Source organism: Bacteroides sp. AM16-24 (assembly GCF_003471885.1).
Classification (GTDB): Bacteria; Bacteroidota; Bacteroidia; order Bacteroidales; family Bacteroidaceae; genus Bacteroides.
This window is the reverse complement of record NZ_QRKI01000003.1, coordinates 1-14,380: the sequence shown is the minus strand read 5'-3', so window position 1 is coordinate 14,380 and position 14,380 is coordinate 1. Positions and strand designations below refer to the sequence as shown.

Sequence of the window (14,380 nt, the reverse complement as noted above, 5' to 3'; positions counted from 1 at the left end):
TGTAACAGAGTGATCTGTTATTTTTCGTTTTGGGCTATATTCTCCAACATCTTGGCACGGTATTCAGGGTGTGATGCTACTAATTGCAGCAGGGCATGAACACTACGATCAGTCTTTTCATAGAAAGTAGCATAAAGCTCTTGTAGCAGAGTAAAGTCTTCCATCGTATCGAGGGTGAAACGAAGATCGAAACGGCCCTCCAACTCGGCAGGCAAAGGGAGCAGACGCACCTTGAACTTTTCGGGATGCGTATAAAGATAAATGGTGACATGCTCGATGTAGAGTTTCTCTTGTGTGGAAACTGCCGCACGACGCAGAGCATTGATCGTTGTCAGCTCGGAATATAAACCCAAGTGAGATTTAATAGTAGGGCGTCCGTCAGCAAAGCCATAGGCAATATAATCTGCCGGACAAAAGGCATGTTCAGCAAAGAAAGTATTGAAAGTTTCGGGACGCAGAAAAGGGTTATCCGAACAAACACGGATAAAGCGATCCACACCGAAGACTTCGGCAGCACGGATAAAGCGGTCGAGCACATTGTCCTCATCACCACGGAAACTGAGGATGCCTGCCTGATGAGCTACTTCGGCAAGTATATCATCCTGCGGACGGTTGGTTGTGGCAAGTATGATACACTTATCCGGACAAGCCTGTTTGATATTGGCTATCAGAATGTCGATAATCCGCTGTTCGCCATAGAAAGGGAGCAGTATCTTATTGTACAACCGGGTGGAACCGGTACGTGCCTGAATGATTATTCCATCTTTCATAGTTTCATCCGTTTAAAAGCATCGATATAAGAGCCGGGGGTAACGTTGATTACTTCCTTACCCAATTTGCGGGCGTAGGCTTCAAGAATAAAGTAGGACTTGAAGGCTACATGCATGTGATAAAGAACCGTATAAAGTCGTGCGCTGTTCAGATTCTCCTGCTTCACGGTGTCGGCCTGCGATTTATTCTGGTCGTAGAAGTGCTTCTGATGCATCAATACGACGTTGTCATCCGTTACTGTAATTTCCGGCAACCAGGAATGGTCGGCACCTGCCAGATAGATCTTCCGGAATGGCAGACGTAACCCCATAGCAATAGAAGGTATCAGCACATTGTGCGGACGAGGAACACCCCATCCTTTACGGAAAATCCAGTTACAGAAACTCTGGAAGCCTTCAATGGGCGTTGTATTATAAATATAGAGTTTGATATGAGGATTGCCAGCCAATAAGGGTTGCCATTCTTTATCTTTCAGGGCACGGGCAGGAACAAAAAAATTCATGTCCCAAGTAGTTTTCTCGGCCATTGTCTTGAAAAGCTGCACGCGCTTCTCAGGAACAATCCAGAACAACGGATCGGCAATCAGATAAAGCTCAGGGCGGAGACGCTCGAACATAGGTGAGCTTACACAAAAATTCACAGCCAGTAACGTTTTTCCTTGTATGAAGTCTGCGGATTCTTCTACGGTACGGTTCAGCGAAGGGCCGTTAGCCAATATCAGCAACTCATCCGGATTGCTGAAAGAAGACGGCAAACGTGTACCCCACTTGGACTGCAACAGAATCTTCACTATACTGAGAAAGCACTGCCAGAGCTGTTCCAACCATTTCAAACCTTTTTCTACCATATTATTATTAAAGTTACGAGCTACAGGCGACAAGCAACGAATACGATTCGGTATGGCAGCGTAGCCACTCGTAGCTCGTAACCTGTAACTTGTAGCTAATTTGTTCCTCCGCAAAGATAGATACTTTCGCCTTTATTGGCTAAAAAAAACGCGAATTTGTGGATATAAAGCTGTAAAAGCTGTACTTTTGCCAAAACATTCCACAACATGAGAGTACTTATTATCAATACATCCGAACGTATAGGCGGTGCAGCCGTCGCCGCAAGCCGACTCATGGAATCCCTCAAGAACAACGGCATCAAGGCAAAAATGCTGGTGCGCAACAAGCAGACCGACCAAATCAGCGTAGTGGCCCTCAAGCAAAGCTGGAGCTTAGTATGGCAATTCGTATGGGAACGCATCGTCATCTGGAAAGCCAACCACTTCAAGAAAAACGACCTGTTTGCCGTCGATATCGCCAATACCGGCACGGACATCACCACTCTGCCGGAGTTCCAGCAAGCCGACGTCATCCACCTCCACTGGATAAACCAAGGTATGCTTTCTTTGAAAAACATCAAGAAGATCCTTGCCTCTGGCAAACCCGTGGTATGGACCATGCACGATATGTGGCCTTGTACCGGTATCTGCCACCACGCCCGCCAGTGCACCCGCTACGAACAGGAATGCCACCATTGCCCCTTCCTCTACGGCGGCAGCGGAAAGCGAGACCTCTCATACCGCGTCTTCCTCAAAAAGAAAGAACTCTACCAGAGCCATCCCATCACCTTCGTAGCCTGTAGCCACTGGCTCGAAAATCTCGCCCGGAAAAGCGCCCTGCTCAAGGGGCACACCGTCACAAGCATCCCCAATCCCATCAACACCAACCTCTTCAAGCCCCATAGCGCCGAAGAGGCCCGCCGCAAATGCGCGCTTCCGCAGCAAGGCAAACTCCTGCTGTTCGGTTCGGTGAAGATTACGGACAAACGAAAAGGTATCGACTATATGATTGAGGCCTGCAAGTTACTGGCAGAGAAGCATCCCGAGCTGAAAAGCGAGTTGGGTGTTGTCGTCTTCGGCAACCAGTCCGAACAAATGGAACACCTGCTACCCTTCAAAGTATATCCGTTCAACTTCGTCAGCAACGAACACCAACTGGTAGACATCTACAATGCCGTCGACCTCTTCGTCACCCCCTCACTCGAAGAAAATCTCCCCAACACCATCATGGAAGCCATGTCCTGCGGCACCCCCTGCGTAGGTTTCAACGTAGGTGGCATACCGGAAATGATAGACCACCTGCACAACGGCTATGTGGCACAATATAAATCGGTTGAAGACTTCGCCAACGGCATCTACTGGATACTCACCGAACCGGAATACGCCACCCTCGCCGAACAAGCCTGCCGGAAAGCTGTTTCCAATTATTCGGAACGCGCCATTGCCAAGAGATACATTGACGTCTACAACAAAATAACCGGAAGACATGCATAATCGCCTTACGCCCAAGTTCAGCATCATCACCGTGACCTACAATGCCGAAGCCGTATTGGAAGACACGATACTAAGTGTGATCTCCCAAACCTACCACCACATAGAGTACATCATTATAGACGGTGCTTCCAAAGACCGCACCCTCGCCATTGCCGAAAAGTATCGCGACCGCATTACGCAGATCGTCAGCGAACCGGACAAGGGACTGTACGACGCCATGAACAAAGGCATCAACCTGGCAACCGGCGACTACCTCTGTTTCCTCAATGCCGGAGACAGTTTCCACGAAGATGACACTTTGCAACAGATGGTACATACCCTGGGAATTGGCGAACTACCGGACGTAATTTATGGTGAAACGGCTCTGGTTAATAAAGAAAGGCACTTCCTCCGTATGCGCCGCCTCTCCGCACCCGAAGTGCTGACGTGGAAGAGTTTCAAGCAAGGGATGCTCGTTTGTCATCAGGCTTTCTTCGCTAAACGAAGTCTGACCATACCCTACGATATGCAATACCGCTTCTCTGCCGACTTTGATTGGTGCATCCGCATCATGAAAAAAGCACGGACGTTGCACAACACGCACCTCACGCTTATCGATTATCTGGAAGAAGGCATGACCACGCAGAATCAGAGAGCCTCTTTACGGGAACGCTTCCGCATCATGGCGAAACATTACGGGCTGGTAAGTACCGTAGCACATCATGCATGGTTTGTATTGCGGATGATATTAAAGAAGTAAAACTCAAAGAAAGCCTCACTCTTTCCATCTAATAACAGTGCCAGAGTTGTGCCACAGCCTTGGCACAGTTTTGCCATCGTCTTGGCAAGACTATGCCATACCCATGGCACAACTGTGCCAAAACGATGGCAAGATATGGCAAAAGGTTCAGTCTGTAGACAACACAGGGAGTTAGTGAAGAATCTCTGCCTTCAGTTCTTTCACTCCTTCCGAAGCTCCCTTCTGAATGACATGTATCTGCCTCATCGAGTGCGTATCCACCGGTTTCGGGTCAATCAGATACACCTCTGTCGTCCGCGGTACATAATTCAGCAAACCTGCTGCCGGATACACATTCATCGAAGTACCTATGATTACAAAGATATCCGCCTTTTCCACATAGCCGATAGCCGTTTCTATCTCCGGCACAGCTTCACCAAACCAGACTATAAACGGGCGCAACTGAGAACCATCGCCTGCTTTGTCGCCCATCTTCACTTCATACTCTTCCGGTTTCAACTCTCTCACATAACGGGGATTATAAGGATCACGGCTCGAACAAACCTTTGTTAACTCACCATGCAGATGAATGACGTGCGTACTTCCCGCACGCTCGTGCAGATTGTCCACATTCTGCGTAACTACCGTCACATTAAAGTCTTTCTCCAACTCAGCAAGCCCTGTGTGTCCTGCATTCGGTTCCACATCAAGCAATTGTTTACGACGCTCGTTATAAAAGTTAATCACCAGCTCCGGGTCACGTACATACCCTTCGGCACTGGCAACCTGCATCACCGGATATTTATCCCACAGTCCGCCTGCATCACGAAACGTACTAATGCCACTCTCGGCACTCATTCCGGCACCGGACAAAATCACTAAATTCTTCTTCATTGCCAAATCTCCTTTCTATTTATCGCAGTTTCTTTCCTACAAAAATACAGAAGATTGCCGAAGTTGGCACAGATATAAGAAAATTTAAATCCTAAAAGCATAAATCATTCAAATAAAACCCTTACTTTTGCAACTTGTAATTTTGCAACTGATTGAAAGATACATCACTTTCAGTCGCAACCCCAAATATATATGGATAAATTCAGTTACGCTATCGGCCTTGGAATAGGTCAAAATTTATTAAGCATGGGTGCAAAAGGCATCGAAGTAAATGACTTTGCGCAAGCTATCAAAGACGTATTAGAAGGAAACAAAACCGCTATTTCGCACGCAGAAGCCCGTGATATAGTGAACAAATACTTCGCCGAACTGGAAGAGAAAATGAATGCCGCCAGCATAGAACAAGGCAAACAATTCTTGGAAGAAAACAAGCAACGTCCGGGTGTTGTCACCCTGCCAAGCGGTTTGCAGTATGAAGTCATCAACGAAGGCAACGTAGGCAAATATGCAAAAGCTACCGACCAGGTGAAATGTCACTACGAAGGTACACTGGTTGACGGAACACTGTTCGACAGTTCTATCAAGCGCGGACAACCTGCCGTGTTCGGTGTAAACCAGGTAATCCCCGGTTGGGTAGAAGCTTTGCAGCTCATGCCCGAAGGCGCCAAATGGAAACTCTACATTCCTTCCGACCTGGCATACGGTGCACAAGGTGCAGGCGAAATGATACCGCCTCACAGCACATTGATCTTCGAAGTAGAATTACTTGAAATATTATCCTAAAAATAAAATAAACAGTAAAAGCAAAATGAAAAAAGTAACATTGATCATGGCTCTTGCAGTAGGCGCAGGTTTAGCTTCCTGTACTGCACAAAGCCCGAAAGCAAATCTGAAAACAGAAGTTGACTCATTGTCTTATGCCATCGGTATGGCTCGTACAGAAGGTTTAACTCAGTATCTGATGCAACAAGGTGTTGATACGACTCAGATGGCTGAATTCATCAAAGGTTTCAACGAAGGTGCTGCTAAGACCAGCGAAAAAGACCTCGCTTATATGACTGGTATGCAAATCGGTCAAATGGTAGGCAAACAATGGGTAGAAGGTTTCAACCAACAAATCTTCGGAAGCGACTCTACTCAGACTATCAGCCGCGAAAACATGCTGGCAGGTTTCATTGCAGGTATCACAGGTAAGACTGGCGTTATGACTAAAGAAGCTGCAACAACTTACATGCGCGAAGGTATGGAAAGCATCAAAGAGAAAGCTTTGGCAGTTAAGTATGCTGATAACAAAGCTGAAGGTGAAAAATTCCTCGCTGACAACAAAGGTAAAGAAGGTGTTGTAACTACTCCGAGCGGTCTGCAATACAAAATCATCACCAAAGGTACAGGTGAGATTCCTGCTGACACCAGCAAAGTGAAAGTAAACTACAAGGGTACTTTGATTGACGGTACTGAGTTCGACAGCTCTTACAAACGCAACGAGCCTGCAACTTTCCGTGCTAATCAAGTTATCAAAGGTTGGACAGAAGCTCTCACTATGATGCCTGTAGGTTCTAAGTGGGAACTTTATATCCCTCAGGACCTGGCTTATGGTGGCAGAGAAACCGGCGGTCAGATCAAACCGTTCTCTACTCTGATATTCGAAGTAGAGCTCGTTGGTATCGAAAAATAAATATCAGCTGAAGATTTCTTCTTCACCTGCATAAACTTAGCGGACGAAACGGATGTAAACAAAAACATCTGCTTCGTCCGCTTCTTTTTTACTCTTTCCCTATTTTTTCCTCCATTTTTATAGAGAAATTAAAATAAAGTCCTATATTTGCTTACTATTTGATAAAAACAAGAACTTACATAAATTGATATTATGGAAAAAATAGACAATCTTGACCGGCAGATTCTGGAAATCATCTCTCAGAATGCCCGCATTCCTTTCAAAGATGTAGCTGCTGAGTGTGGCGTATCACGTGCTGCCATTCATCAACGTGTACAACGTTTGATTGATTTAGGCGTTATTGTCGGCTCCGGTTATCATGTGAATCCTAAATCTCTGGGATACAGAACCTGCACATATGTAGGTATCAAGCTTGAGAAAGGTTCCATGTATAAATCAGTGGTTGCCGAAATGGAAAAGATACCGGAAATCGTGGAATGCCACTTTACCACAGGTCCTTATACAATGCTGACGAAGGTTTATGCACGTGATAATGAGCACCTGATGGACTTGCTAAATAACAAAATGCAGGAAATTCCGGGCGTAACCGCTACTGAAACATTGATTTCACTGGAGCAAAGCATCAAAAAGGAAATTCCCATTTGCCCGGAGAAATAACAGATAGTTTATGGAATTCTTAAACGAATATCATCTTTCGGGACTGTTCATCGGCATTTGTACTTTTCTTATCATCGGGTTGTTTCACCCTGTGGTAGTAAAGGCCGAGTACTATTGGGGTACCAAGTGCTGGTGGATTTTTCTTGTACTGGGCATCGGAGGTGTCGCTGCTTCACTTTGTGTAGAAAATATCCTGATTGCTTCCCTCTTAGGTGTATTTGCTTTTTCCTCGTTCTGGACGATCAAAGAAGTCTTTGAACAGGAAGACCGCGTAAAGAAAGGATGGTTCCCCAAGAACCCCAAACGTACGTATAAGTTCTAAAAACAAAGCAGCAAACAGTATATTTTACCCGAAAGGTTTGCATATTTCAACTGAATATACTATTTTTGTGCCCGCTATCCGATGAGGATAACACCGGACTTGTAGCTCAGTTGGTTAGAGCAACAGACTCATAATCTGGAGGTCCTAGGTTCAAGCCCTAGCTGGTCCACATTAAAAATCAAGCAGTTACGAATTTCGTAGCTGCTTTTTTCTTGCTCTTGCGTAAACAATGCGTAAACAAACTGTTTGAGTTGGTTATGTTTACGCATAGAACTTCTGTGAAACTCCATGCAATCCTATATCATGTTTATCAAGGCAGGTAGTCAATGTGCTCATACATGACGGTTAAATAAATTCAAATATATCCTATTTGCATCTGATTTATAGAATAATATTGTAGTTTTGTATTGCATAATGCATTTGTGGCAAGCCATGACCATTATGGTGCTCTTTCTTGAAAAAGGAAAGTGAGTTTGCCTAACCATCGTGGGAGGGTTATCCCATTCCGATGAATCAATGCGTAGAGGGAATGCCAGTCGGAGGGTGTTCTACGACAAACGAAACGCGAGAGTTGCTTCAGGGGTTGAGACCGATAAGCATAAGCCCGGCTACCAGTCAGCGACAGAAGACAACGAGATTGCACCGCTGCATATAACAACAATGTTTTTATCCACCTAAGGATAGGGACTTAGTGGTTATATGCAGCGTTTTGTGTATGTATGCCTCACATTGCAAAGCGTCTGTGTTCAGAGGTTATGTTGAACATAAACAATGAATGCAATGGAAAAACTGACAAAGTCCATGTCCCTTTTCAAAGAACGGAATTGTTCTGTCTCTATCGTGTTGGATTCACGCACTCGCAGAAAGAATGCGTATGAGTTCCCTTTATCCCTACGTTTCACAATTGACCGCAAGTTCTTTTATCTTACAGTTGGAAGTTCTTTTACTGAGAAAAAGTTTTCGGACATCTGCAATGCGACTAAATGTAAGAGCGAGAACTACAAACTTCAAAAGGAATGGAAAGATACCATTACTCCCAAATACAAGGATATTCTGACGAACCTGAACAAGGGCGGTATCCTGACATTTGAAATGGTACGTCAATGTATCATGGGCGAAGGAGTGGTGCTTTTTAATGAGGACACAACAAAGGCTCAATCCTTTGTTAGTGTATGGGAGCAAGTCATTCACGAACTACGCACAGACGACGGTGGAGTGCGTTTTACCACAGCAGAGAGCTATGAGTGTTCGCTCAAATCATTCAGAAAGATACTCGGAACAGATGTGGTCAAGGGATTCTGTATCAGTGCCGCAGAAATCCAGAAATGGAAAGAGGGGATGCACAATGGAGTGAAAGATGAAAATGGGGCAATCATTGGAAAAATCAGCGATACTACGGCAGGAATCTATCTGCGCTGTTGCCGTGCTGTATGGAATCGGTGCATACACGAGGGCTTCCTTAAAGATGTTCCTTACCCTTTCTCTAATAAGAAGGAGAAGGGGCTTGTAAGCATACCCAAGAGTGCGAAGCGCAAACAGAGTTTCTTGAACGTTAGTCAGATGACGGAACTCTACAATCTTTTTGTCTCGAAGAAATACCCCGAACACTGGTCGGAAGACTATGTGAAACGCGCACATTATTCATTGGGACTTTTCCTTGCCCAGTACCTGTGCAATGGCTTCAATATGGCTGATGCCGGACGATTGACTTACGATAATTACTATTATCAGACAGATGGCAAGGCTTTTCGCTTCAACCGAAAGAAAACTTCCCGAAGAAGTGCTGACGGTTCCGAGGTAATAGTTCCCATCATCCCTCCTTTACAATATGTGTTAGACGAAGTGGCGGCACCTCCGACTCGGGGCGGTCTGGTTTTTCCCCATATATTAAAAGGTGCGGAAACAGAAGAACTGCGCCGTAAATACACCATGCAAGAAAACTCAAATGTAAAAGACCGCATCATCAAGATATGCCATGAAGCACTGCACTGGGACAAGTCCATCCGTCCGTCCGGTACATGGTGTCGTCACTCGTTTGCCACCAACCTGCATAATGCAGGGGTAGATATGGATTATATCTCTGAAAGTATGGGGCATTCATCTTCCGACCATGCAATCACCCAAATATACATTGAACATTACCCTCTGGAAATTCAGATGGAGAATAACTCAAAGCTGTTAAACTTGGAAGAATCTTCTGCAAGGGATGTGTTGTTGGCGAAACTGGCAAGTATGTCCACGGAAGAATTGGCCAAATTGTTTACACGATAATACGACTTTGAAGATGATAAATTTCATAGAGAAAATAAGTGACTACTTCAAGAGGAAAGATCACGCAGATATGGCTATTCATGCATGGAAATCAGCTCATGAAGAGTCGTATGCCGATTTCTGTAAACGCATGGACGCTGTAGGCAAGGGGAACTTATCTGTTTTGATGGATATATACCAGATGATGCGGGATTGTACACCGTCCGAAGCCTTAATGCTGTATAACTGGCTTTCTGATTTCATGAATGGCAAAGATGTACAGAATATAGCCGATCAACAGTGGGCTGGTAGATATACAGATATTATAGCCCAATGTATCACTAACAAACGGCTGTGGATAGGTATCAATGTAAAAACGGGCACAGTAGAGTTACTCACATCTCCAAAGTCAGAACTACTGATGGTTCGTTCTGAAACACCTATTGAAATTTGGAACCGTCTGCCACAGGAAACGAGAGCCTATTTGACAGGACAGTTGGATGTACTCATAAGGAATAGTAAAGGATGCTATCTGATGAGCAAACTGGAAAGAAAGATGGTGTACCAATCCCTGACGTACATCTTACGAATCATTATCCTTTCTCATGCTGTTTTTGTTGGTGGGCTAATGGCTAATCTGTATGATTATGTGATGGAAAAGAAAGAAACATTGGCTTATTGTATGTATTATTTCGTGGTATTTGACCATGGTCTTTCACGTATGGCCAAGTTACTTGACTGCCTGTTGAACAGTGGTGAGGTTGATAATGGCGCACATGATTTTGATTAAATCATGCGTTGCTGCTCTTGTAACTCAAAGCATCGAAATGGGGACTGAAAGCAAAGCCGGATGGGAAGATGCTGTGGAAACCTGTAATCCAGAAATATGGAAAGAAGTGATGTTTGCCTTGCGAAAAGTAAAAGGCAGACGGGGAAATCGAAAGGTAGTACAATCACTGGATGATATTCTTACAGGAGATAAGGTGCATATCAAGCAGGGAATCCGTCTTTTTCTTGAAGAGAACACTGAGGACATAAGCCTTGCCTACCTGTTGAAAGCATTGGTAAAAGCAGGAATGGTGAAAGCCTCTATAAGATACATGACATTCCATCGTGCCATAGAGCAGTTCTCCCAACGACATTACGGACACGATATACCACAGAAACGATATGGTGAAATCAAGGATATGACTTTGAACTCGCCTCAGAGAGGAAGCAGTTATACCAAGGCAAAACGAATAATAGACCGATGGTCGGAGTATTTTATCAATAACGGGTAGTTGGAAAATCCAGCTATCCGTATTTTGTCCGCAAACATCTGTTGAAATACGGTCGGTAAAATTAAAGTGTAAATAAACCGACCGATACGCAGAGTTTCATACACCACCTTTGCTTGTGAAATCGGTTTCACAGAGTTGAACCGAGGCTTAAATTATTCAATAATCAAACAAGTAAAGACATGGAAGAAAACTTCAATCTCAACCAGCTACTTCAGAAGCCCATCGCCATGATGACGGGCGAAGAACTTTGTTTTCTTATCACCAAGAGTGTGGAAGCCAGCGAAAAGCCCACTATCCAAACAGCATCCAAAGGCAATTACTATGGGATAGAGGGGATTGCCCGTATTTTCGGATGTAGTGTCCCCACTGCCAACCGCATCAAAAAGAGCGGCATCATAGACAAGGCTATCACACAGATAGGACGAAAGATTGTGGTGGACGCAGACCTTGCGCTGTCTTTGGCAAAGGAATCAGGTGGAATCCGTATTAAAGAGCAGTAGTATGGATGGAATTTGGAAACAGCAGCTGACAACAGACAGCTACGGGAATCCTGTCCGTTCCATCAGTAACCTTAGACTCATTTTTACATCGGACGAAAATTTGAGGTTGATAAAGTACGATACCTTTTGTCAAGACGATGTATGTTTCAGCCCTTTGTTCCGAAATGTTAATGGGAATAAGGTTGATGAGGAATCAGCAGGAAAGATACAAGACTATTTGGAAAGGACATATAGACTGCGTCTGACACAGAATAAAGTCTTTGAGATACTGAAGACCACTTCTTCAGAACGAAGTTTTAATCCTGTACAGGAATTCATCACGCAAGAGACATGGGACGGACAGCCTCGTATAGCTACAACCATCATAGATTATCTCGGAGCTGAGAACAATCCGCTTGTCAGGGAACAGACAAAACTGTGGTTTGTGGCGGCTGTGGCACGTGTATTCTGTCCCGGTTGCAAGTTTGACAACGTACTGACCTTGCCCGGTCCGCAGGGTATCGGGAAAAGCACCTTTTTCAAGACCATCAGTGGAAAGTGGTTTAACGACTCGTTCTCTTTCGCCAGTGGCGATAAGGAGAAAGTAGAAACCATAACCAATGGCTGGATTATTGAAATCAGTGAGTTGAATGGTTTGAAACGGGCGAATGATGCAGAGGCAGCCAAGGCTTTTCTGAGCCGTTGCAGCGACTATATGCGTCCTGCCTACGGACATAAAGTGGTGGAGTTTATGCGACATAATGTCTTTGCGGCTACTACCAATGAGACAAACTTCCTGCAAGGAGACAATGGAAACCGCCGCTGGTGGATAATTCCAGTCAAAGGCAATGGTCATGTATCCGAATGGCTGGATACTCTACAATGCGCTGTTCCCCAACTTTGGGCAGAAGCATACGCCTATTATCGGCAAGGGATGAAACTTTACTTGACAACAGACATGGAATTTAAAGCCAACGAGATACAGGTGCAACATTCCAGCATCCTTGTTGACCCCATCATGGAAGATTTGGAGATGTTCTTGGAGCGTGAGGTACCCATGCAGTATGCAAGTTGGACCATTCCTACCCGACTGGCTTATCAAAAAGGGGCATACTCAGAGCCAAACTCAACAATGACTTCACTCAACATGGTTTGCGCCCGGCAGATTATCGAGGAAATGCCTAATGATTTGGTCAGACGCAATCCGTCCAAATACACTTCGCTATATATCAACCGCCTGATGTCAATGATTCCAAACTGGAAACGGAGCACTCAGGAGAAGGTCAAGGGCTTGCATCCTGCCTATTGCGACAAGACGGGGCGGACAAAACACCCGTGGGTGAGAGTGGGTACACCTAGTGAAAAAGCCTGTACCACATTACCAAGTGAACCGGATTTACCATTCTAAATTTCAAAATAAGGGAAAAGAAAAATATCATGTCCCTTTGTCCCTCTTTCCTTTGAAAAAGAATAAAAACAAAAAAACAGAGAAAAGAGAAAGTTACAGGATATGCTTTGGGACATGGGACAAAATAATTGAAAGCATGAGAAAGGAAGAACTTATCAAACAACTGCAAGAATGTGCTCCGCTACTTGCAAATGCGGTCAGCCACATGGTAGAGTATATTCAAGACCGTTGCCCTGCGGCATATCCGAGCAAAGAACAGACCGAAGCTGTGAACGACTACCTGCACAGTGTACATGCTGATGGAGACGGTAGTATGTCAGAAAAGAATTGCGAACACCGCCGTATCGCCTCACAGAATATCACCATTGCCGCTATCCGCATATTGGACAGCCGACAACTTGACAGGCTGCAAAACGTGCTTGACCATATCGCATACGATAGGGAGTATTATATGCCGGAGAGAGGTTGCGGAATGCACCGTTGATTTTCTCTTTTGGCTGCACCATTTATAAAACACCTTCAAACAGACAGACGATGAAAACAAACTTGAATTATTGTATCGTGCTTTCGTCAGAGCAACTTTCGTATTTGGCAGGAAGCAAGTACGGCATTGACCGCATGAAGATTTTGCACCGACTTATTGAAGCGGCTGTATTGAAAGAAACAAAGTATGCCATCAAAGGTTTTTCCACGACCTTGCAAGTGGGGCAAGCCATCCTTTCTGAGGTGGATTTGTCCAGCAAGTTGGGCTATGACAAAAAGACCATATCCCGTGTGCTTGACAAGATGAACCAGTTGGGAATTGTCGCAACCACGCAGAGTAACCGAACAAGCGTCCACACGCTGAAATGTATATCAGCATGGATGCAAGAGGGCAACCGCATAGACAATCCTTTCTATGTCCGGCTGAAAGACTGACAAGATGAAAGAGAGAATGTGCCTGTTATACCAGAAGAAGGCGAACTGCTTTCCCTTTCTTCTTTCCCTTCTGTTTCAGTTCCTCCACAGCCTGCGGCAGAGGAAGAATCTGATGAGGGTATTCCGACAGATAATATGGCATAACCATATCGGGGAAGCTATGTGTCCGAAGTTGTTGTATATAGTATTGCAAGAAGTTCCTATGTCGCACAAATTCGCTCCGCTTATTCGTACCACATAGGCATATGCCGGCAGTCGCAAGCTCCCACCGTGCTGTCCCTTTTTAATTGATGTTTTACTCATAGCATAACAGAGTATGAAGAAAAAAAAGAATACAGACAAGAAAATCACAAGGCGCACCCTGCGGCTTGAAGCCAGAGTAACGGAACAAGAATACACCCAAGTGGCGGAACTTGCTAAGACCTGTGGTTTGTCTATGAGCGGTTATATACGGCGTACTGCTTTGGGGCAACACCCACGGCAACGGTTGACTAACCGTGAAGTGGAAGCTCTGTGCAGCCTGACGGATGCAAGGGGTGACCTTATCCGTATTGCGGCAGCTGTGAAATCCATTCAAGCGGATAAACGGGCAATCTATTTCAGCGATACCCGGTTTGTGGAGCAATGGATGAGAGCTGCTGGAAAATCCAGTGTAAGCTGCCCCCTAAAACCAAGCGATTCTGCCCCC

At 45.0% G+C, this 14,380-nt stretch carries 14 protein-coding genes, 1 tRNA gene and 2 pseudogenes; 14 read left to right on the top strand and 3 right to left on the bottom strand.

Annotation, left to right across the window (positions count from 1 at the left end):
* Window positions 1–17: 17 nt before the first annotated feature.
* Both DW182_RS04620 and DW182_RS04615 read right to left on the bottom strand, forming a co-directional pair.
* Complete coding sequence (locus tag DW182_RS04620; RefSeq protein ID WP_118294828.1) at window positions 18–770, bottom strand: cytidylyltransferase domain-containing protein; 753 nt, start codon at window positions 768–770, stop codon at window positions 18–20.
* A complete protein-coding gene (locus DW182_RS04615; protein WP_118294827.1) occupies window positions 767–1,618 on the bottom strand; it encodes a hypothetical protein in 852 nt (283 codons plus the stop codon). Before DW182_RS04615 ends, DW182_RS04620 begins: the two co-directional genes overlap by 4 nt.
* A gap of 207 nt (window positions 1,619–1,825) precedes the next feature.
* Between DW182_RS04615 and DW182_RS04610 the strand changes: the two genes are divergently transcribed.
* Window positions 1,826–3,091 carry a glycosyltransferase family 4 protein gene (locus tag DW182_RS04610; RefSeq protein WP_118294826.1) on the top strand — a complete coding sequence of 422 codons (1,266 nt, stop codon included), beginning with the start codon at window positions 1,826–1,828 and terminating at the stop codon, window positions 3,089–3,091.
* Window positions 3,084–3,830 carry a glycosyltransferase family 2 protein gene (locus DW182_RS04605; RefSeq protein WP_118294825.1) on the top strand — a complete coding sequence of 249 codons (747 nt, stop codon included), beginning with the start codon at window positions 3,084–3,086 and terminating at the stop codon, window positions 3,828–3,830. Before DW182_RS04610 ends, DW182_RS04605 begins: the two co-directional genes overlap by 8 nt.
* Before the next feature lie 171 nt (window positions 3,831–4,001).
* On the opposite strand, the gene DW182_RS04600 is transcribed toward DW182_RS04605, so the two are convergent.
* Window positions 4,002–4,703, bottom strand: a complete 702-nt coding sequence (locus DW182_RS04600; protein ID WP_118294824.1) for an NAD-dependent deacylase — start codon at window positions 4,701–4,703, stop codon at window positions 4,002–4,004.
* A gap of 192 nt (window positions 4,704–4,895) precedes the next feature.
* On the opposite strand from DW182_RS04600, the gene DW182_RS04595 reads away from it, so the two are divergent.
* The 12 genes and pseudogenes from DW182_RS04595 to DW182_RS04540 all read left to right on the top strand — a co-directional run.
* Entirely contained in the window at window positions 4,896–5,486 is a 591-nt protein-coding gene (locus tag DW182_RS04595) for an FKBP-type peptidyl-prolyl cis-trans isomerase (protein WP_044532062.1), read from the top strand.
* A 25-nt stretch (window positions 5,487–5,511) separates the two neighbouring features.
* Window positions 5,512–6,378, top strand: coding sequence for an FKBP-type peptidyl-prolyl cis-trans isomerase (locus tag DW182_RS04590; protein WP_007661689.1), 867 nt, complete (start codon window positions 5,512–5,514; stop codon window positions 6,376–6,378).
* 192 nt (window positions 6,379–6,570) lie between these two features.
* The gene (locus DW182_RS04585; protein ID WP_007211685.1) at window positions 6,571–7,035 is read left to right on the top strand and encodes an Lrp/AsnC family transcriptional regulator; all 465 of its coding nucleotides are present in this window, start codon (window positions 6,571–6,573) and stop codon (window positions 7,033–7,035) included.
* Between the two features lie 10 nt (window positions 7,036–7,045).
* Window positions 7,046–7,357 (top strand): DUF4491 family protein, encoded by a 312-nt coding sequence (locus DW182_RS04580; protein ID WP_007661686.1) that lies wholly within the window; start codon window positions 7,046–7,048, stop codon window positions 7,355–7,357.
* 95 nt (window positions 7,358–7,452) lie between these two features.
* A tRNA-Ile gene (locus DW182_RS04575) sits at window positions 7,453–7,526 on the top strand.
* A 611-nt stretch (window positions 7,527–8,137) separates the two neighbouring features.
* A complete protein-coding gene (locus tag DW182_RS04570; protein ID WP_182420361.1) occupies window positions 8,138–9,628 on the top strand; it encodes a tyrosine-type recombinase/integrase in 1,491 nt (496 codons plus the stop codon).
* 13 nt (window positions 9,629–9,641) lie between these two features.
* Window positions 9,642–10,887 (top strand): annotated as a pseudogene (locus tag DW182_RS04565) (DUF6043 family protein).
* A 179-nt stretch (window positions 10,888–11,066) separates the two neighbouring features.
* Complete coding sequence (locus tag DW182_RS04560) at window positions 11,067–11,387, top strand: DUF3853 family protein (RefSeq protein WP_004323931.1); 321 nt, start codon at window positions 11,067–11,069, stop codon at window positions 11,385–11,387.
* Between the two features lies 1 nt (window position 11,388).
* Window positions 11,389–12,774, top strand: coding sequence for a virulence-associated E family protein (locus tag DW182_RS04555; protein WP_025081635.1), 1,386 nt, complete (start codon window positions 11,389–11,391; stop codon window positions 12,772–12,774).
* A 136-nt stretch (window positions 12,775–12,910) separates the two neighbouring features.
* A complete protein-coding gene (locus tag DW182_RS04550; protein ID WP_004323933.1) occupies window positions 12,911–13,258 on the top strand; it encodes a hypothetical protein in 348 nt (115 codons plus the stop codon).
* Window positions 13,259–13,308: 50 nt separating this feature from the next.
* Window positions 13,309–13,836: pseudogene (locus tag DW182_RS04545) on the top strand (hypothetical protein).
* A 172-nt stretch (window positions 13,837–14,008) separates the two neighbouring features.
* Window positions 14,009–14,380, top strand: a 372-nt coding sequence (locus tag DW182_RS04540; RefSeq protein WP_118294823.1) for a hypothetical protein, incomplete at its 3' end; no start/stop codon positions are given.